General features: G+C 37.4%; 21 protein-coding genes. 4 read left to right on the forward strand and 17 right to left on the reverse strand.

Annotation, left to right across the window (positions count from 1 at the left end; genetic code table 11):
• Positions 1-32: 32 nt before the first annotated feature.
• The 13 genes from NYQ66_RS08955 to NYQ66_RS09015 form a co-directional block, all read right to left on the reverse strand.
• Positions 33-1,292 (reverse strand): molybdopterin molybdotransferase MoeA, encoded by a 1,260-nt coding sequence (locus NYQ66_RS08955; RefSeq protein WP_259868965.1) that lies wholly within the window; start codon positions 1,290-1,292, stop codon positions 33-35.
• 414 nt (positions 1,293-1,706) lie between these two features.
• The gene (gene moaA / locus NYQ66_RS08960; RefSeq protein ID WP_259868967.1) at positions 1,707-2,723 is read right to left on the reverse strand and encodes a GTP 3',8-cyclase MoaA; all 1,017 of its coding nucleotides are present in this window, start codon (positions 2,721-2,723) and stop codon (positions 1,707-1,709) included.
• A gap of 129 nt (positions 2,724-2,852) precedes the next feature.
• Positions 2,853-4,571, reverse strand: a complete 1,719-nt coding sequence (locus NYQ66_RS08965) for a PAS domain-containing sensor histidine kinase (RefSeq protein WP_259868969.1) — start codon at positions 4,569-4,571, stop codon at positions 2,853-2,855.
• 16 nt (positions 4,572-4,587) lie between these two features.
• Positions 4,588-5,058: a GAF domain-containing protein gene (locus NYQ66_RS08970; protein WP_259868971.1), complete on the reverse strand. Its 471-nt coding sequence runs from the start codon at positions 5,056-5,058 to the stop codon at positions 4,588-4,590.
• The gene (locus tag NYQ66_RS08975; RefSeq protein WP_259868973.1) at positions 5,048-5,701 is read right to left on the reverse strand and encodes a response regulator; all 654 of its coding nucleotides are present in this window, start codon (positions 5,699-5,701) and stop codon (positions 5,048-5,050) included. The genes NYQ66_RS08970 and NYQ66_RS08975 overlap by 11 nt, the downstream gene beginning before the upstream one ends.
• Before the next feature lie 13 nt (positions 5,702-5,714).
• Entirely contained in the window at positions 5,715-6,368 is a 654-nt protein-coding gene (locus tag NYQ66_RS08980) for a sensor histidine kinase (RefSeq protein WP_259868974.1), read from the reverse strand.
• Between the two features lie 39 nt (positions 6,369-6,407).
• Positions 6,408-6,674 carry a hypothetical protein gene (locus NYQ66_RS08985; RefSeq protein WP_259868976.1) on the reverse strand — a complete coding sequence of 89 codons (267 nt, stop codon included), beginning with the start codon at positions 6,672-6,674 and terminating at the stop codon, positions 6,408-6,410.
• A gap of 14 nt (positions 6,675-6,688) precedes the next feature.
• Positions 6,689-6,973: a hypothetical protein gene (locus NYQ66_RS08990; RefSeq protein ID WP_259868977.1), complete on the reverse strand. Its 285-nt coding sequence runs from the start codon at positions 6,971-6,973 to the stop codon at positions 6,689-6,691.
• Positions 6,960-7,169, reverse strand: a complete 210-nt coding sequence (locus NYQ66_RS08995; protein ID WP_259868978.1) for a hypothetical protein — start codon at positions 7,167-7,169, stop codon at positions 6,960-6,962. Before NYQ66_RS08995 ends, NYQ66_RS08990 begins: the two co-directional genes overlap by 14 nt.
• Complete coding sequence (locus tag NYQ66_RS09000; RefSeq protein ID WP_259868979.1) at positions 7,159-7,683, reverse strand: Rieske (2Fe-2S) protein; 525 nt, start codon at positions 7,681-7,683, stop codon at positions 7,159-7,161. The genes NYQ66_RS08995 and NYQ66_RS09000 overlap by 11 nt, the downstream gene beginning before the upstream one ends.
• Before the next feature lie 11 nt (positions 7,684-7,694).
• Positions 7,695-8,297, reverse strand: a complete 603-nt coding sequence (locus NYQ66_RS09005; protein WP_259868981.1) for a 4Fe-4S dicluster domain-containing protein — start codon at positions 8,295-8,297, stop codon at positions 7,695-7,697.
• Complete coding sequence (locus tag NYQ66_RS09010) at positions 8,298-10,472, reverse strand: molybdopterin oxidoreductase family protein (RefSeq protein ID WP_259868983.1); 2,175 nt, start codon at positions 10,470-10,472, stop codon at positions 8,298-8,300. It lies immediately after the preceding gene.
• Positions 10,459-11,556 (reverse strand): hypothetical protein, encoded by a 1,098-nt coding sequence (locus tag NYQ66_RS09015; RefSeq protein ID WP_259868985.1) that lies wholly within the window; start codon positions 11,554-11,556, stop codon positions 10,459-10,461. Before NYQ66_RS09015 ends, NYQ66_RS09010 begins: the two co-directional genes overlap by 14 nt.
• A gap of 241 nt (positions 11,557-11,797) precedes the next feature.
• Between NYQ66_RS09015 and NYQ66_RS09020 the strand changes: the two genes are divergently transcribed.
• Positions 11,798-13,345, forward strand: a complete 1,548-nt coding sequence (locus NYQ66_RS09020) for a hypothetical protein (RefSeq protein ID WP_259868987.1) — start codon at positions 11,798-11,800, stop codon at positions 13,343-13,345.
• A 554-nt stretch (positions 13,346-13,899) separates the two neighbouring features.
• Here NYQ66_RS09020 and NYQ66_RS09025 read toward each other — a convergent pair.
• On the reverse strand, positions 13,900-14,334 hold the full coding sequence (locus NYQ66_RS09025; protein ID WP_259868990.1) for a DUF86 domain-containing protein: 435 nt from the start codon (positions 14,332-14,334) through the stop codon (positions 13,900-13,902).
• 115 nt (positions 14,335-14,449) lie between these two features.
• On the opposite strand from NYQ66_RS09025, the gene NYQ66_RS09030 reads away from it, so the two are divergent.
• A complete protein-coding gene (locus NYQ66_RS09030) occupies positions 14,450-14,731 on the forward strand; it encodes a hypothetical protein (RefSeq protein ID WP_259868991.1) in 282 nt (93 codons plus the stop codon).
• A gap of 35 nt (positions 14,732-14,766) precedes the next feature.
• Here the strand turns inward: NYQ66_RS09030 and NYQ66_RS09035 are convergent, their stop codons facing one another.
• Positions 14,767-15,042, reverse strand: coding sequence for a YutD family protein (locus NYQ66_RS09035; RefSeq protein WP_259868992.1), 276 nt, complete (start codon positions 15,040-15,042; stop codon positions 14,767-14,769).
• A gap of 156 nt (positions 15,043-15,198) precedes the next feature.
• Between NYQ66_RS09035 and NYQ66_RS09040 the strand changes: the two genes are divergently transcribed.
• A complete protein-coding gene (locus tag NYQ66_RS09040) occupies positions 15,199-15,807 on the forward strand; it encodes a YhcN/YlaJ family sporulation lipoprotein (protein WP_259868994.1) in 609 nt (202 codons plus the stop codon).
• Positions 15,808-15,921: 114 nt separating this feature from the next.
• Complete coding sequence (locus tag NYQ66_RS09045; protein ID WP_259868995.1) at positions 15,922-16,890, forward strand: M23 family metallopeptidase; 969 nt, start codon at positions 15,922-15,924, stop codon at positions 16,888-16,890.
• A gap of 74 nt (positions 16,891-16,964) precedes the next feature.
• Here NYQ66_RS09045 and NYQ66_RS09050 read toward each other — a convergent pair whose 3' ends face one another.
• Together NYQ66_RS09050 and NYQ66_RS09055 are read right to left on the reverse strand one after the other, a co-directional pair.
• Entirely contained in the window at positions 16,965-17,069 is a 105-nt protein-coding gene (locus tag NYQ66_RS09050) for a MetS family NSS transporter small subunit (RefSeq protein ID WP_259868997.1), read from the reverse strand.
• Entirely contained in the window at positions 17,069-18,619 is a 1,551-nt protein-coding gene (locus NYQ66_RS09055; RefSeq protein ID WP_259868998.1) for a sodium-dependent transporter, read from the reverse strand. Before NYQ66_RS09055 ends, NYQ66_RS09050 begins: the two co-directional genes overlap by 1 nt.
• Positions 18,620-18,631: the final 12 nt, after the last annotated feature.

The following is an 18,631-nucleotide window of genomic DNA, read 5'->3' on the forward strand; positions in this document are numbered from 1 at the left end:
CCTCTCCATCTTGTATTTATTTCATATAGAAATCAGGAAGTAGTTCCTTCCTGGTCCTCTAATAATAGTACATCGACACCCATACCTTTTTCGTATGCTCGTGTTCCTCCTGGTAATTGAATCAATACATTTGCATGAGCTAAGGAAGTCACAACATTGGATTTATCTAATCCAGAAGGTGTAGCAATAAGTTGTCCATTCTCATAACGAAGATGTCCTCGAACAAATCGATCAAATGGATTAGGCTTCGGAAAATCAGCACCGAGTATTGCAACCGTTTTGTTTACATAAGGTCTACTTGATTGGAGGTGCGTCCGAATAATTGGTCTAACAAACAACTCCATTCCTACATAACACGCGGATGGATTGCCAGATAGACCAAATAGTAGCTTTCCATTTATTTCTGCGATCGTTGTTACACTCCCAGGGCGCATCGCAATTTTATTAAAAAGCACATTTGCGCCTAGCATCTTATAAATCTCTGGCAAATAGTCATAGTCACCAACAGAAACCCCGCCAGTTGTTATGAGAAAATCTACTTTTTCTAACGTATTTTTCACTTGTTCATAACACACTTCTAATTCATCACTAAATTGCCCGAAATAAATGGGATGTCCTCCAGCACGTTCAATTTGTGCATGGACCATATAGGCATTACTATTTCGTATTTTCCCAGGTTGAAGCGGTTCATCGACTTGCAAGAGTTCGCTTCCAGTAGCAATAATGCCTATTGTTGGTTTCTTACTGACAGGAACATACTTATAACCAAACGTAGCTAATAGTGCAACAATACCAGGATTAATATAAGTGCCCTTTGATGCAAGTACAGTACCTTTTTTTGTATCTTCCCCTTGGAACGAAATGTTCTCACCAGACTTCATCTGTTTCTTTAAATCGAAATACGGTTTTCCACCCTGTTCGAATTCATTGGCCAGTTCTAACATCACAACCGCATCACAATCATCCGGCATTTGTGCACCTGTCATAATTCTAACCGCTTGTTTCTTACCGACAGGGCCTTCAAACACGCTACCCGCACCAATTTCGCCAATCACTTCAAGTGTCACTGGGTTATTTCTATTAGCTTCTTTCGTATCCTCTGCTCGAACAGCAAAGCCATCGTATGGCGAACGATCAAACATCGGGACATCATGGTCCGCAACTAGTTCTTCGCCTAAAAAACGTCCGTAGGCTTGTTCAATTGGAATCTCTTCGATTTGGCCTGTTTTTGCGTAAGCCATCACTTTTTTTATTGCTTCATTTACTTTGATCGGTCTTCTTTTCTCAACCATACGCTTCTCCTTTCTAATCACCAAATTATGTAAGAATGTATTCTAATGTGTATTTATTTAATTTACATAGTTGTTATAAAATGCTTATAAATAACACTGCGAGAGACGCAGATACTAGCGTAACGAGTTAAATTGGCGACACTCCTACGGGAACAGCGCGAGCCGAAGATCCACTCAGGAGCGCTCTTTGCGACTGAGTTAGCTGAGGCCGTGCCCGCAAGAGGAATCTGAACTTAGAAAAATCCGGGTTCTGGGATTTTTCGTGATTCCTCCTCGGAAAGGGAGCCAATTTCACTTGTGTAGCGGGTGCGACAGTTACTGCGGAGTTTATATGAACTATCCAATACGATTATCTACTGAAATGCTTTGAATACTATTTTAATAGATAAATTACTCTACTCGCAAAGCAAGAGCCTAGCCGCCGATATACGACATCTCAATCTTCTTTCTTGATCTAGCTGTTTCTTCTGTTCGTTCGTCGGAATAGCGATCTCCTCGCTTTTTCCACGTGGGCACAATTGCTTCCTTTAATGTTTCATCACTTACGTTTGAGCGAAGCACCTGCTTTAAGTCTAATCCATCAGAAGCAAATAAACACGTATAAAACTTCCCATCTGCTGCAATTCTTGCACGTGTGCATGTAGAACAAAATGACTCGGAAACGGAAGTAATAAACCCTACTTCTGCGTTAGTGCCGGCATATCGATAACGTTTAGCTACTTCTCCCACATAGGCAGGGTCAACAGGTTCTAATTCAAAGTGTTCTACTAATTGTTGGTATAGTTCCTTTTTGGTTACTACCTTTGTGAAATCCCAACCATTATGTTGGCCTACATCCATAAATTCAATAAAACGAAGTGTAATCCCTTGTTCTTTGAAGTATTTTGCCATTGGAACAACTTGACTATCATTTAACCCTTTTTTGACAACCATGTTCACTTTGACCTCTAAACCAACCTCTTGTGCTTTTTTTATACCTGAAAGAATACGCTCTGTCCCTACACCACTATCATTTATCGATTTAAATAAATCATCCTCTAAAGCATCCAAACTAACATTCACTCGCTGTAGACCAGCTTTCTTTAAACTTTCAGCTTTCTTTTCCAATAAGGCGCCATTTGTTGTTAATCCAATATCTTCTAAAGGCTCAATGGCAACAAGCTTTTGGATTAATAAATCGATATCTTTACGTAATAAAGGCTCGCCACCAGTTAAACGGATTTTTTTAACTCCTAATTTTACAAACACCTTCGCTACCCGTTCGATCTCTTCAAATGTTAATAAATGTTCTTTGGGCATAAACGCAAAATCTTTACCGAATACATCTCTAGGCATACAGTATGTACACCTGAAATTACAACGGTCGGTTACTGAGATACGAAGGTCGTGTAATTCCCTACCAAACTTATCTTGAATTGGAGTATTTGTCATGGAATGATCGCTCCTACTTTATTTTTTCAAATAATATTGATGACCAAAATTGTTTAATTAGTTAAAACGTCGCTACGAGGATGTAGCGACGCTTTAACTAATTACAACGCTAATGTATATGTTAGGTAGTTATGTTGTGATCTCCAATACAACTATTGTACCTTTCCCTGGTTCAGAACTGATATCAAAATCACCATTCACTGATTTTGCACGTTCCTCCATACTAATTAAACCGACACCTGCATTCAACTGATCTCTAACGAAACCTTTTCCTTCGTCTTCAATCACAACTCGAATGGTGTTTCCATCTTCTCTTAGTGTAACAGTGGCATGTTCTACTTCGGCATATTTCCGAATATTCGTAAGTGCTTCTTGAATAATACGATAGATGGTTATTTCTACATCACTAGAAGGCCTTTGATTTAAGTAGCAGTTAAATAAAACGTCAATCTGATAACTTTCCGAAAATCGATTTAGAAAAGAGCGGATCGCAGGGACTAGTCCTAAATCATCAAGTACAGAAGGACGTAATTCCCATGAAAAGTCTCTCACTTCTTGAATTAAATTTGTAGCTTCATCAAGCATTTGATTAACTAATGGGTGGTCCACTTCTACACTCAACCGGTTTATTGTAATCAGATGGCTATACAGGTTTTGTCCAATACCATCGTGGATCTCTCTTGATAAGCGTTTTCTCTCATCTTCCTCAACATCAATGATTCTTGTCATTGTTTTTTGGAGTTCTTCTTCTACTTTTTTTCGTTTGGTTATATCAAAACGAATCGATAAGTATTGATAAGGTTTACCGTCCTCATCAAGAAATGGAACAATCGTTGTATCTACCCAATAGTAGTTACCATCTTTCGCCTGGTTCTTAATTTCACCTTTCCACACCTTACCTGTTCCAATTGTTCTCCATAAGTCTTTAAAAAAGGAACGAGGATGAAACCCAGAATTAATGATGTTGTGTGTGTTCCCAATAAGTTCTTCCCGTGAATATTTTGATACACGAACAAACTGATCATTCACATACGTAATTCTACCGCGACGATCCGTTATTGCTACAATAGAAGATTCATCCAAAGCAAATTTAATATCGACTAATTCTTCCACTGATTTTTTCAATTCATTAACGACACGTTTATGCTCGGTTATTTCTTTACGGATAGCTAAATACTGATGTGGTTTTCCATCTGCAGTTAAGAATGGAACAATCGTTGTATCAACCCAATAATAGGAACCGTCTTTTGCCTTATTCTTAACTTCGCCTTTCCAAACCTTCCCATTTGCAATCGTGCGCCACAAGTTTTTTATAAATGATTTAGAGTGATAACCTGAATTGATGATACGATGATCTTGGCCAATCAATTCTTCTTCACTATATTGTGAGATTTCACAGAACTTTTCATTTACATATTTAATCTTTCCTCTTTGATCGGTTATCGCCACTATCGTTGATTGATCAAGCGCATATTTAATATCTAACAGTTCGGTGAGTACTCTCTGAGGCTCCATGCCAGAAACAGAAAAATCGTTTCCTCTATGCATAACAAGGATCCAATAGGCTTCGTTATTAATCCTAAATTTGTTTATACGCAAAAATAAAGGGAATCGTTTCCCTTCTCTGTTTATTAAGTAATGTTGGATTATGGTTCCTTCTTTGACCTGTGTTAAGTCAAGGTCAGGTAGAAGTTGTTGTAAGTCATTACCTGTGTACTCCTCTTCTCTGATGGAAAAGACTTGTGAGGCTTTTTGGTTAATCGAGTGAATTTTCCCTAAATGATTGATAACAATCGTTGCATCACCAGGAGCTTCACCTTGTACTTGTATTTCATCTGTCTTTCTCATTGTCAGGCGATCCCCCCTAGTTTTCCGCAAAATATAAAGGAAGTAATTTTTCCACTTTTTTACCAAGTTCTTTTAAATTAACGTAGTCGTTTTCTTCTAAACGATGTTTGCTTCGATAGCCGATTAAGAGTGCACCTTTTGGAGAACCCTGCCATAATAAAGGCATGGCATACGCAGTAATCATTTTTTCAGCAAGCATAATTGGATATTCTGTTGACTTACCAATAATATTATCAGGAAATTGCACTATTTCCATTGGACTGCCACTCGCGATAACTCTGCCAGCAATTCCTTTGCCATATCGAACGGTAATGTACTTGTATTTCTGATTTCGATTACCACTAACAAATGGCCAGGTAATATCCACACCTTGGATTTTCTGCAAAGCCACTCCGGTAAAATCACAAGAAAGCTGTTGCCTTAATTGATCACATACTAGCAAAAATTGTTGTTCTAATTCCTGTACTTGTTCTTCTTTATATTCCATATCCAATTAAACCTTTCTTCAAGGCAAAGGCTACCAGTTCTGGCCTCGTTCTCATTTGAAGCTTTTCCATTAGATTACTTTTATGCGTTTCGACTGTTTTCACACTAATGATTAGTTGCTCTGCAATTTCTTTATTAGAATAGCCTTTTGCAATTAATGTCAATACTTCTACTTCTCGATCTGACAACAACTGGTAATGATCAGAACCCTCTTGCCTTACTGATTCTAAATACTGCTCCATTAACCTTTTCGTAGCAGCGGGATGAAGATATGCATTTCCATTGCAAACAGACTTTATCGCTTCAATAAGCTCATGATGTGGAGCACTTTTTAATACACACCCTGAAGCCCCAGCTTGGATTGCTCTAAACAAGTATTCCTCGTCATCATGCATGGTGAGTATTAGTATTGATATATTTGGAAGTTGTTTTTTTAATTCTGTCGTTGCGGTTAAACCATCTTTGCCATGCGGCATACTAAGGTCCATCAATACAACATCCGGCTTCAATTCATTAGCCAATTTGATACCTTCATTTCCCTCAGAAGCTTCACCGACGACCTCCATATTCTCAACTGCATTTAATAAAACTTTCAACCCCATCCGAACAACAGCATGATCATCCACTAGTAGGATTTTAATCATTGTTAACCCCCTCTTATTTCTGGATCGTTAATATAAAGGAAACGGTAGTTCCTTCTCCTTCACCAGAAAATAGACATAGTTCACCACCTGCAATGGACATTCTCTGTTTCATTGCGGCAATTCCCTTACACTTATTTAACCTGATAATTTCTTGAAGATCGAATCCAACCCCATGATCCGATATATCTATTTTCAACCTTTTTTCTTCCCATGTAAAGTGCACGGTTGCTTCAGAAGTATCTGCATATTTTGCTATATTAATTAGCGCCTCTTGACATGATCGAAATATGGCCATACTCTTCTGTTCCGTTAACTCCATTTCATTGCCTACAGTGCTTATATTAATAATAATACCAAAAGTAGAGGTAAACAATTTAATATAACTTTTTAATGCTGCATATAGCCCTAACGTTTTTAATGTTGATGGATAGAGTTCCACGGAAAGTAAACGTACTTCTTGTAACGTGCGACTTACAAGATCGGACATCTCTTTTGTATAGTCTTTGAGATGATCTTGTTCAACACCTGTACGGAGAAACTCTAACCCAGTATATAAACTATAGAGGTTCTGACTAATACCTTCATGGAGCTCAAGCGCAATTCGCTTAATCTCCTCTTCTTGAGATTCAATGATATAGGTACTGCCTTTTACATCTTTAAGCTCCATGTCGCCAAGCCTCCTTGCTTTTATCCCGCTCGTTCAGTTTTATAAAATATTTATGGCGTAGTACAATTTAGCATCCTGGTCATACGCTATCCATTCATTTTCGTTTTGTTCTACCGAAGCATGTAAAGGTACCGCGAAAAAATAATGATCATCAAAGTAAATTCTGACATGTGTTTGATCTGGACACAATTCTACTTTATACACCTTCTTATCTTGCCATGGTGCTTGGTCTTCTCCCTGTTTCCCGTGAATACAAACCTTAACAGCAGCATTTTTAAATGTATCTAAATCTTGTAATTCAATCATTTTCAACACCCTTTTCATACTGGAAGTACTTGGAATTGATACCCTTGTAGTGTCTTCCAAAACAGTTCATCTGCATTCTCTTCCAGATAGTCAATCACTTCTTGCTCGGATTCAAAACGACTCATGCCTTTTACCTCTGCTACTACTATTTCAGCTCCTGACTCTTCCTTCGCATCGAGGTACCAATGAAGGCGTTCATACTTAAATAGCTCCTCAAACATCGCCTGCACTTTCGTTACTAAGTCTCCTGTAACTTCTTGTATAAAGCAAAAATCTAAGTATGTCTCACTCTTTTTCATGAGAATGATCCCCTTTATACTTCTCTTTTTTATAGATCCATAGCGCTAATGGAAATAGTAAAAACATAATACCCATATAAGTTAGAACTGCTACATAATTCTCGAAGTAGTATTGGTGTACTAATAATTGTAAAAATACAATATTCATTAGCAAGATCGCACACAGTAAAATGACACCGACAAAACTACGCTTCATAACGCTTCACCCTTACCGCATATACTGCCTCATCTTTCACTTCAACTACTATTCCTGGTAATGGACGCCTTGGTGGTCCTGCAGTCGGGGCACCTGTGTTCACATCAAACTTTCCTTTGTGACATGGGCAAACCATCGTATGTTTCTCTTTCACCCAATATACTGGACATCTTAAGTGTGTACATGCATTTTGATAAGCCACATATTTGTTTTGTTCTAGTCGAATTAGAACAGCACTATCATGTTCACTTGGAAAATAGAATTCTACAGAATCTCCAACCGCGATGTCTTTTACATCAACAATCTTTTTGTGTGGATATTCTTTATCCGATAACCCCATTAGTTCTTTTGCAGCCAGTGTTCCCCATGGAAGAGAAGCAACTGCAAATACGCCAGCAGCTCCTACTAGGGTTTTCATAAAGCCACGTCGATCAAGTGACCTTTCGTTATTTCTATTTATATTGTGTGTATAATTGTCTTCTTCAACAGGAATCTTTCTTTTTTGATCCGTCATAGTAACCCTCCTTAAAAGAGCTTCGTGGTTCCTTGTAATATACCTGGTAGATTAACTGTTACGTGTGTTTCACCTTCAAGATGAGGTAAGCTTGTTACCCATTTGTCGTTGTCTAGTTCATGTTTTTGTTTCTTTTCTGCAATTTCTTCTTCCGTTAACCATTGAAGTGTATTGGACGGACAAACACTCGCACACATTGGTGGGATATCATCTTTTGTTCGATCAATACACAAATCACATTTATACATAAGGTTTTCTTCTTCATCAAACTTAGGGATACCGTATGGACAAGCGATGGTACAGTTTTGACATCCGATACATTTCTCTACAAGTGCGGAAAGAACAGCACCCGTTTCATGAATTTGGATTGCTTGTGCTGGACAGCTTCTAGCACAAGCAGGATCCACACAGTGTAGACACATTAGTGGCATTGTTTGTCTGTTAACTAACGGGTTTACATCGTACACATAGTTTCGATTTTTTTCTTCATGTCCTCCACATTGCGTACACGCTGACAAACATGATCTGCAGCCAATACAGTTTTCTAGCTCCATATATAGTTTTCTTCTTGTTTTTGTTTGTTCTTCCTTTACTTCTGGCATTATAAAAGTCATTTAGAGCACCTTCCCTGATTCAAGTTTCTCTATCTGAGCAGCACATACCTTGAATTCTGGCATTCTTGACATCGGATCTAAGGCTGCAATCGTTAATAGGTTTATAGATTCATCACCGCCAAAATGATACGGTACAAACACAGTATCTTTTCGAATTGCTTCAGTAATTTTCACTTTGTAATTACTCTTCCCACGTCTTGTATATAGAAGCACAAACTCTTCATGCTTAATTCCGTATTTCTCTGCCGTTTCTGGATGGACTTCGACATAAGGGTCAGGACACATATCCTTTAAGAATTGAATTCTTCTCGTTTGGTTTCCAGATAAATAGTGATAGACTACTCGCCCTGTTGTTAAACGAAGTGGATAGTTTTCACATGGTTCTTCCGCTGGTGGACGGTATGGAAGTGCACATATTTTTGCTTTTCCATCTGGATGATAGAATTTGTTATCATCATCAGTAAACATATGAGGTGTTCCTTTGTCATCCTTGTCTTTACAAGGCCAGAACACACCATCTTGCTCGTCGATTTTATCCCATGTTGCTCCGTAATAATCAGCATTTCCACCTTTTGTTGCAAGTCGGAATTCATCCGCTACATCTTTGGCTGTCTTCAAATGAGAGAAATGCTTCCCTTTTCCTAAACGCTCGGCTAACTCAATTTGGATTTGCCAATCTGGTTTGGATTCTCCAATCGGCTCTTGTGCTTTGTTGATTTTGATAATTCTACCCTCAAGATTCGTAACAGTACCTTCGTCTTCTGACCACGTTACAGATGGTAGAATAACATCGGCAAATTCAGCTGACTCTGATAAGAAGAAATCGGCACAAACCATAAAGTCTAAACCTTTCATAGCCTCTCTTACTACATTTAGGTTTGGTGCAGAAACAGCAGGGTTCGAGCATAATAAATATAAGCCGCGAATCGTTTTATTTTGCATTAGCTCAAACATTTCATAAGCAGATACACCCGGCTCCGGCATGTCTTCTGGGTTAATCCCCCATACACCACTAACGTGTTCAACTGCTTTTGGATCAGTAATTTTACGATAGCCTGGTAGTAGGTCAGATTTTTGACCGTGCTCACGACCACCTTGACCATTTCCTTGTCCAGTAAACGTTGCGACACCCGCTTTTGGTCGACCAATTTTCCCTGTTACGAGTGCCATGTTGCAGTATGCAGACACATTGTCTACACCTTTATGTTGTTGTTCTACACCTCGAGCAAACATAACAATCGCATTCGGTGCTTTGCCGTAAATTTCAGCAGCACGTTCTATTTTTTCAACAGAAACACCTGTGATAAAACTTGTGTGTTCTGGTGTGAAATCTTTTACTAATTCTTTTGTTTCATCAAATCCATTTGTGTGTTTATTTATAAATGCTTCATCTGTATAACCATTTTTAATTAATAAATGTAGGATTCCATTTGCAAGTGCTAAATCTGTACCTGGTTTTAAATCCAAGTGAACATCTGCTCTTCTCGCCACTGGTGTTTCACGAGGGTCAGCAACGATTAAGTAACCACCACGCTCTTGAACTGCCCAAACACGGAACATAGAAGTAGGATGACACTCCGCTGTGTTACTACCTGCTATAAATAAGCAATCTGTTTCATGAATATCTGTCCAAGGTAATGTCGAACCACGATCGACTCCAAATGTTCTTAAGAAGCCACCTGCAGCACTTGCCATACAAAAACGACCGTTATAATCAATGTACCTTGTACCTAATGCTACACGTGCAAATTTACCAGTTAGATAACATTTTTCATTTGTCATGGATACGCCACTAAATACTGATAAACTGTCTTTTCCATAATTGTCTTGAAGCTCGGTGAACTTTTTCGTGATTAAAGCGTAGGCTTCTTCCCAGCTCGCTTCACGAAAACCTTCTTTTGTTCCTTTTAAGGATGCATCATCACGAATTAAAGGTTTTAGGATTCGATCATCGTGATTTGTTTGTTGGTATGCTGTCACGCCTTTCGGACACATCTTTCCAACGGTTACTGGCCAATCATATCTTGGCTCTACTCCAATAATTTTGTTCGTTGTCGTATTTACTCGTAAATTCATCCCACACTGCATACCACAATAACTGCAGTGCGTTTTTACTAATGTTTCATTCGGATGTGTTACATTTTCTATTTCACGAAAAAACTTATCCCTTTGCATTCTGATTTGCCTCCTTGACTGGTACTTCATGTGTAGCGAAACCTGAAAATCTAGAAATGCGATATTTTCTTCTGCAAGGCAGACATAGTTCTGCTAGATTAAAACCATCTTCCATATTGAACGCTAGGTTGTTTGTTTCTAATACTTGAATAACATCATTAGACTGTTCTGTTGATACAAAGCCTTCTCCACAAACCTTACAATCCTTCATTTCTTTCTCGCCATAGTGTTCACGATAGTTTCGTGCGAATACACTTAGTGGACGGAAAGGGATGTGGGCTAACTTTCCAAAAGGCAAATAAATAAGCGTAATAATTACTGAATATTGGTGAATGAGAGACATCACATAATGACCTGCACCAGCTAAAAATACATTACTAAACGTTAAAGCTAATCCTGTAATGCTTATAAATAACAACAAGTATAGAGGCATAAAATCATAGATGAAGTTCTGTTCCGCTCTTGCTTGCATATTTTTTAAGCGACGATACATCGCCATACAAACACCAGCAATAACCATGAGAGCACTAAGATTAAGTGCATTATAGGACATAAAGGCAATGACACCATCGGCAGGAACAGTGATAAAGTCCATTCCCATCAATACAATCGTATAATAACCACCTTCTGGCATCGTAAAATACATCCAACCAAAAACAAGCGGAAATGTAACTAAACATGCTAAAACGCATCCCCATCCGATAAGGATGTGCTGTGTCCATCGGTAAATTCCCCTATTCCAGATAAACTTGTACGTTGCTAAATGGTTTGTAGCTGTCTTCGGTGTACTTTTTCTAAATATTAATTTGAAGCCCTTTTTGATAATTATCTTTGTTGGTGGTCTTTCTCCCCAAGCAATAAACCTGTAGAAGAATCCTCCTAGGAATACAATTGTACCTACCATGTATCCATATAAATTTAAATCTACGTGTGTAAACATTCTTGTTCCAATAAAAGAAAGGATCACAATACCTGTTATTGTAAGAAACATTGACTTTGCAAACTTAGAAGCGAATGCGTTGTTAATAGCGTGTGACTGTTTTGGCGACATGTCTTTCATTACATTTACGTTGTTTTCTTCCATGTTTTTCTCTCCCTCACTAAGCTTGATGCGCTCTTTAATCATATAATTAAATTATAGGGAGTAAGTCTCGTTTTCGTAATCGGGGAACCTCCTCATCTTCTAGGGGAAATTCCCCTATATTAGATTCTTCTTATTGAAAAGGTAAATAGTCTGGCTTTTTGACTTCCCAATTTTTAAAAACAGTGTTAAGATTTCCTATATATGTAAGATTAAAAATTTTCAAAAAGAGAAGGTATAGGAAATGATTCTAAGAAAACAACTCCCTTGGTTATTACCAACCATATTAGTAGCAATCGTCGTAAGCATCTTATTCTTTCAGAATTTAGAAGAAGTAACAGAGGTACCTGAAGAGAATTGGAGTAGAGCACTTCCAATTGGAGAAACAACTTTAACAAAATATCCATTTGTTCGAACTAGTTCTGAAGGAGAAATAGCAATAACCCAGTATGAAAATAATGCAATTAACAATCAAATCTATGATGAGAATTTTGAGAAGTTGGAGCAATTTACCTTCCCTGATATTGAGGTCACAAAGTGGGTCGATGCCTATACAAATAATGATAATCTAATCTACTTTGATTACGACAACATCATTGATGGTACAAGCGGTGAAGTAATTACTGCGGCAAATAAGTTCTATCCACTTCCAAATAGCGTTTTGTATCTAAAAGACAAAAGCCTATTCAAAATGGACCCTGTCACAAGGGAATCTACTTCATTAATACAATTGGATCGTGAATTTGATCGGATTATACCGATAGAAACAACGGATGGTCCCATAATCTTGACCTATTACAAAAATGACGAAGAAGAGAATTTAGCTTTAAACCTAATGAAGGTTACTGATTCTGGAACAGAACAACTGTACAATCAGATTATTTCTGTTCCCTATGGCTCAAAGATAAGCCATGTTACTCTTGCAGCTGATCAAGATAGCTTTGCTTTTCTTTTTAATACAACAGTAAATCGTGGTAAAGGTGAGCCACCGCTTATTACAACTCATTTTTATAACTCTGATACTGAAGTAATGGACCAAATAACTTTCTATGATCCAATTACGAACGATCAACTTCAATCGATAGATGATATTAAACTTAGCTTCTTTGATGAACAAGTTCGAGCTCTTTTTGTTGCTAAGGGCCAATCAAACACTCGTTATAAGGAATCAACTGTCTTTAATATATATGAAGCATTTTTTACAAACGAGGGTATTGAAGTACATCGCAGAAGTAATACACCTAACTATTCAATAAAGCCACAATGGTTGGAGGAAAATACGATTGCTTGGGTAGACAGGAGTGGCGAGTCACATGAAATACTCGTTAGCTCTAGTGACGAAGCTATTATTGATCAAGCAAAAGGAGCAAGTAAAGACGACTATATTAATGCGATCGGCAAAACCTTAGGAGCACTTACTGCAAGTTCCTTAGGATTTTTACTCTCCTTAACATGGATCGTTGGACCAATTATTACATTACTTATATTCAACAAAAGGTTAATGGATAAAGATCCACAATGGATTTACTATATCGGGATAGGATCTTACTTCTTGTCTTTCGTTATATTTAAAGATTGGTTTTTTATTGATACGATATATGCACAAGCACCAGGCTATCTAACATTTACTGGAAGTGGCTATGTATATTTCCTTGGCCTTGGAATAGTAGCTTTCCTCATTTCACGAATTAGCTCACGCATCAAAGACTGGAGCATACCTGTTACATTATTTTACTTCGTATTTATGCATATGATTATGATGACTGTTTTATTTGGTGCTTATATTCTCTAATGGATAGAACAAGAACCTCTCATTTGATTGAGAGGTTCTTATTGTTTACCTAGAAAGCAGTATTTTTAAAGGTCTTAACTTATGATGTACGTCCATCCCACACTCGAGATGAACCGGACATATTTTCCGCTATTTATTTATTTTTACTGATGAGAACTTTTCACGGACATTTATTCCTTTATTACATGTAAATCATAAGAAAACTTCAACAAACTGATGAAATAGCGGATCAAATGTCCGCAAAAGTACCAAAACGTGAATTTTAGTACAAATAAAGGAAAAAATGTCCGCTTATAAACTGGCCATCGCTACTATCGAATGTCCGTATAAGATTCCTAAGTATAGTTGAATGCCTCCTGCGAAATTTATGCTTAACAAGTGGTTATTAATGAGAAAAAAAGGAACACGAGGGATTTACGAAGTCGAATAAAAAATGGTTAGTAAGCATTGCGGGGTTTTATTAGTAACGATCAGATAATTTGTGCAGTGTGAAATAGAAATGTAACAAAATAAAGGAAGAGGGTCGTCTAGAATTGGCGCCCTTCTTCCTTTATTTAATTGGAGAACGTATTAGCGACTCCCATTTCGTTATCAAGATAAACTCTGATATGAGAACTAAATTCCTCCAGTGTCGCTTGATTTTTACGTATCGTATCCATTAATACTTGATGATTTATGCTAAGATATTCTTTCACTAATATTTTTCTCAATGCAATAATCTCTTTAAAGTTATCCGACTGATCATCTGGTATTACACGTTCATCCACAAGAATATCGATTATATCGTCAAAACTTCCTGGGTCTCGCATGATAAATCCATCGATCATTAAGTTTCCAACATCCAACATGGACTCAATTGTCATATGTATCATTCTTTCGAATCCAAATTTCTCCACTTGAGAATTGAATTCTTGGCTTGTCAATTCTTGCATTAATCCTTCCATATATAAGAGCGTTCTTTCAATTTGGCCTCGATCTACAAAATACATCCTGCTTACCTCCAAATTTTCGTATGAAATAATCATATCACACCGAGGAAGAAGGTTAAAACTTTTCATATTTACAGAAAAAAAGGTGACATTATATAAAAAGGAGGAATCAAAAATGGTTAAGAAGGAAGAAAAGAAGTACACAGATTTCTCGAATGTGGAAGACATGAAAAATTATTTAGTTCCTGAACAAACACCAGAAGGCCCCTACGGATCTCCGATTAACAAAGATACATTGGTATCAAATAAAAGTACACCTTGGCAAGAAGGGCAAAGGTATCATAGCGCATTTAATTATCCAAATAAAGACTTACATGAAGATTTACCTCGTCAAATAGACGGCGCTCACCCACTCCATGACCATGAAGGAGACGTAAAGCCAGAAGAAGAGTCTTAACAATGAAGGAAGCTACCCATTCTTTGGGTAGCTTTTTATTGAACGATCCGTTTTATCACAAAATAGGCACACCCAAAATTACAGTATTCATACAAATAATCATCCAACGTACTAATTTTAGTATCAAAAGAAGCTTTTGGATTTTGATCATCGTAAAATCCTTTTAGTCTTAATTGATCATAACCCCAATCGCCAACAATAAAATCATATTTACTTAAAATTTCACTATAACGCTCTTCAAATTTTTCATTTTGAAAACCATTTTTGTGATCCTCAATCATTTCATATTTATTGCCCTGTACTTCAATCATGGTCTCATCCACTCCTTAAACTGTATATAGTTTACCATGTTTTTCTTTGTTTAACTACCTACTACGTATTACAATGGTTATTATTTTTAGGTATGGATATATATATAAAGTTCACAATAAGAAATGGGGACAATTATTGATCAGGAGGTTATACCATTGATCTCAAAAAAAATCTTATACCCAACGTTATGTGCTATCACGTTAACCATTTCAGGCTGTACATCAAATGATGAGGCAGGCGATATGTTAGATCGATCCATCGATGGAAATAACGAATTTGATCAGTTCCAAGCACCAGATGCCAATAACGAAAACAATGAAATATCATCTCAACTTGGTTATGTTCACTACACGGAGGATGAAGTAAAGCTTGATCGTGAAACAGACCATTATATTTCCATTGACCGCAATCGATTAGCTGATACGATTACAAGGTTAATTCTACAATATGACGGATTTGAGGATGTGGCAACATTAGTCACAGATGAAGAAGTTTTAATAGCGTATGATAAACCTGAGGATATAGAAACCGAAAAAGCAGCATCGATGGTGAAAAAGTCAGCGGTGTCCGTTTTACCAAGTTTTTTTAATGTGTATGTTTCAGACCAACCTGTGACATTTAGAGACATACAAAGTCTAAAGAATTCTACAACAGTAGACGATGACTACGAAAACACGTTAGAGAATATCATTACAGAAATGAAGAAGTCACCTCAAGGCGAAGAGTACGATCATGTAAATGAGCATCTTAATGATGAAATGTAAACGAATAGCACCCAACCCATTTAAATGGGAAGGGTGCTTTTTCCATTTATGATTCTTAGAGAATTGTACACAATACTAACTAGAAAAGTCCAAATTCATTTGGGAGGTGAGACCATGAAAAAGCTAATACCGATTATGATTTACGCTGTATTCTTTCTATTTTTATTACCTCCGTTTATTTATGCAGAGGAAGATGAACAAAAAGTGGATCAAGAAAAGATGGCCCTATACAAAAAAACTGCAGCAATTACACAGATTCCATGGTACTACTTAGCTGCGATTGATCAATTTGAAGAAAATACACAAAAAGAAACAGCATCCGATGACTTAATAGCCATAACAATTGATCAGAATAGATGGTTCGGTATAGGCAATTCTATTCACAATACATCTATTGCTTGGGTATCGTTATTTAGTGGGTTTGGACAAGATGGAAATGGTGACAACTTAGCAGATCCTACAAATGATGAAGATATTCTATATTCTATGGCACATTATATCGAAAAAGAAGGTACATCTCATCGTGATATAAAAATTGCCTTATGGAATTACTACAAAAGGGATTTATCAGTACAAACAATCATGAATATAGCTAAAGTATATAAGCAGTTTGGTACGATTAGCTTAAATAAGACGGACTTCCCAATTCCATTACAACATAATTACAGTTATAAAAACACATGGGGAGATGCTAGAGGGTTTGGAGGAAGAAGAATCCATGAGGGTACAGATATCTTTGCAAACTATGGTGTTCCTGTAAAGTCAACTACCTATGGGGTTGTAGAATTAAAAGGGTGGAACAGATATGGCGGATGGCGAATTGGAATTCGTGATATTTATAACCGCTATCACTATTACGCCCATTTAAACGGATATAAAGATGGCCTCAAAGTTGGAGATGTGGTAGAGCCTGGAGATATAATCGGTTCTGTTGGTTCAACTGGATATGGACCTCCGGGCACAGCTGGTAAGTTTCCGCCTCACTTGCATTATGGCATGTATAAAGATAATGGATATAGTGAGTGGTCTTTTGATCCTTATCCTTATTTAAGAAAATGGGAACGAGCAGCGAGGAACCGGTAATTTTTCCTCTTTCATTAAAAGCATAAAACCCTTACCAAATCATGTTTGGTAAGGGTTTTGAATATATCCCATTATTATTGTTGTTTAGAAGTTCTTACCGCATGTACAACACTAGCAATAAGTCCTCCCCAGATGACTACGACTCCAATAACTGCCATTGTAATTGCTCCAACTGTCATTATTGAGCCACCTCCTCATCTTCAGACTCATTAGCTTTAGCTTCAGCAGTATTTTTAGGCCACTTTTTCAATGTGAATAGTGCACCAGCAAACATTGCAGCAATAGCTACAACCCAACCAAAATTAAACAAGAAATCGATTGGATAACCTTCATAGAAGACACGAGTACCTTCATCATTAACAGTACCAATTATTTCAGCTCTAAGGTTTTGGATCATCATATACCCTAGTACTACTGGTGTGATAAAGCTTAAACAAACTCTCCACCAAACACCAAGCTTAATGTCAGAAACACTATCTGCATGCTTCTGTAAATTTTTAAGTTCTTTCGCAAACCATGCAATTGCTACTACTTCAAATAGACCAGCTAATGCTACACCATAACTATTTATAAAGTGGTCAACCGTATCTAGAAGGAATAGTCCACCTTGATTAGCAAATGCTAATGAAATTACGGCTGCAAGACCGCCACCAAATGCAATAGCCTTCCCACGGGAGACATTAAATTTTTCTTGAACACCAGCGATATATGTCTCTGAAATCGAGATCATGGAAGATAAACCCGCTAATACTAAAGATCCAAAGAATAAGACTCCAAACAACCCAGATAAAGGCATTTGACTAATGATCTCAGGGAATACCATAAATGCTAAACCAATTCCACCAGCTACTACTTCTGATACTTCTTGACTGTTTTGTGAAGCCAAGAAACCAAGTGCAGCAAATACACCAATACCAGCTAATAACTCAAATGATGAGTTTGCGAAACCTGTAATAAATGCGTTATTTGTTATATCCGATTTCTTAGGTAAATAAGAAGCATACGTAATCATAATTGCAAATGCAATCGATAAACTAAAGAAAATTTGTCCGTAAGCAGCTACCCATACAGATCCATCTCTTAAACTGCTCCAATCTGGTGCAAAAAAGGCATCAAGACCTTCAAGAGCCCCTTCCAAAGTCACAGCACGAACAACAATAATTAGAAAAATAACTGCTAATAAAGGAATAAAGATTTTGTTCGCGACCTCGATACCTTTCTTAATACCACGACCAAGGACGAATAGTACAATTGCCCACACAGCAATAAGTGGTAAAAGAACGCTAGGTAAAAATTCACCGAACACGCCTGGTTCAGATAGGTTTAAGTAATCCCCCGTAAAGAACGCAGTTGCACTTTCTGAGTTTTCCCAGCTTTGTCCGAATGAAAAATAAGAATACATAATTGCCCAAGCAATAATTACCGGATAATAAGTTGAGATAATGAAAGATACAGCTACTTGCCACCAACCAATCCATTCCATACCCTTGCTTACTTTACTGTACGATCTCGGTGCAGATCCACGAAACTTATGTCCAATTGTGTATTCCATGATCAGTAACGGAATACCTGCTGTTAGAAGCGCGAATAAGTATGGTAAGAAAAAAGCGCCTCCTCCATTTTCATAAGCTGTTGCAGGAAATCGCCAGATGTTTCCTAGTCCAATTGCAGAACCCATCGCTGCAAGTAGAAAACCTAGACGCGTTCCCCATTGTGAACGGTTTTCCATAGTAACTTCCCC

The organism is Aquibacillus koreensis (genome assembly GCF_025154055.1).
GTDB lineage: Bacteria > Bacillota > Bacilli > Bacillales > Amphibacillaceae > Aquibacillus_C > Aquibacillus_C koreensis.

Excerpts from the sequence above, each read along its gene's own strand:
- NYQ66_RS09000 (WP_259868979.1), bottom strand. The coding sequence starts at position 7,683 with ATGACGGATCAAAAAAGAAAGATTCCTGTTGAAGAAGACAATTATACA.
- NYQ66_RS09050 (WP_259868997.1), bottom strand. The coding sequence starts at position 17,069 with ATGACAGTTGGAGCAATTACAATGGCAGTTATTGGAGTCGTAGTCATC.
- NYQ66_RS09035 (WP_259868992.1), bottom strand. The coding sequence starts at position 15,042 with ATGATTGAAGTACAGGGCAATAAATATGAAATGATTGAGGATCACAAA.
- NYQ66_RS09045 (WP_259868995.1), top strand. The coding sequence starts at position 15,922 with ATGAAAAAGCTAATACCGATTATGATTTACGCTGTATTCTTTCTATTT.
- NYQ66_RS08990 (WP_259868977.1), bottom strand. The coding sequence starts at position 6,973 with ATGAAAAAGAGTGAGACATACTTAGATTTTTGCTTTATACAAGAAGTT.
- moaA (WP_259868967.1), bottom strand. The coding sequence starts at position 2,723 with ATGACAAATACTCCAATTCAAGATAAGTTTGGTAGGGAATTACACGAC.
- NYQ66_RS08980 (WP_259868974.1), bottom strand. The coding sequence starts at position 6,368 with ATGGAGCTTAAAGATGTAAAAGGCAGTACCTATATCATTGAATCTCAA.
- NYQ66_RS09020 (WP_259868987.1), top strand. The coding sequence starts at position 11,798 with ATGATTCTAAGAAAACAACTCCCTTGGTTATTACCAACCATATTAGTA.
- NYQ66_RS08985 (WP_259868976.1), bottom strand. The coding sequence starts at position 6,674 with ATGATTGAATTACAAGATTTAGATACATTTAAAAATGCTGCTGTTAAG.
- NYQ66_RS09005 (WP_259868981.1), bottom strand. The coding sequence starts at position 8,297 with ATGACTTTTATAATGCCAGAAGTAAAGGAAGAACAAACAAAAACAAGA.
- NYQ66_RS08970 (WP_259868971.1), bottom strand. The coding sequence starts at position 5,058 with ATGGAATATAAAGAAGAACAAGTACAGGAATTAGAACAACAATTTTTG.
- NYQ66_RS09055 (WP_259868998.1), bottom strand. The coding sequence starts at position 18,619 with ATGGAAAACCGTTCACAATGGGGAACGCGTCTAGGTTTTCTACTTGCA.
- NYQ66_RS08995 (WP_259868978.1), bottom strand. The coding sequence starts at position 7,169 with ATGAAGCGTAGTTTTGTCGGTGTCATTTTACTGTGTGCGATCTTGCTA.
- NYQ66_RS08955 (WP_259868965.1), bottom strand. The coding sequence starts at position 1,292 with ATGGTTGAGAAAAGAAGACCGATCAAAGTAAATGAAGCAATAAAAAAA.
- NYQ66_RS09015 (WP_259868985.1), bottom strand. The coding sequence starts at position 11,556 with ATGGAAGAAAACAACGTAAATGTAATGAAAGACATGTCGCCAAAACAG.
- NYQ66_RS09010 (WP_259868983.1), bottom strand. The coding sequence starts at position 10,472 with ATGCAAAGGGATAAGTTTTTTCGTGAAATAGAAAATGTAACACATCCG.
- NYQ66_RS09025 (WP_259868990.1), bottom strand. The coding sequence starts at position 14,334 with ATGTATTTTGTAGATCGAGGCCAAATTGAAAGAACGCTCTTATATATG.
- NYQ66_RS08975 (WP_259868973.1), bottom strand. The coding sequence starts at position 5,701 with ATGATTAAAATCCTACTAGTGGATGATCATGCTGTTGTTCGGATGGGG.
- NYQ66_RS09030 (WP_259868991.1), top strand. The coding sequence starts at position 14,450 with ATGGTTAAGAAGGAAGAAAAGAAGTACACAGATTTCTCGAATGTGGAA.
- NYQ66_RS08965 (WP_259868969.1), bottom strand. The coding sequence starts at position 4,571 with ATGAGAAAGACAGATGAAATACAAGTACAAGGTGAAGCTCCTGGTGAT.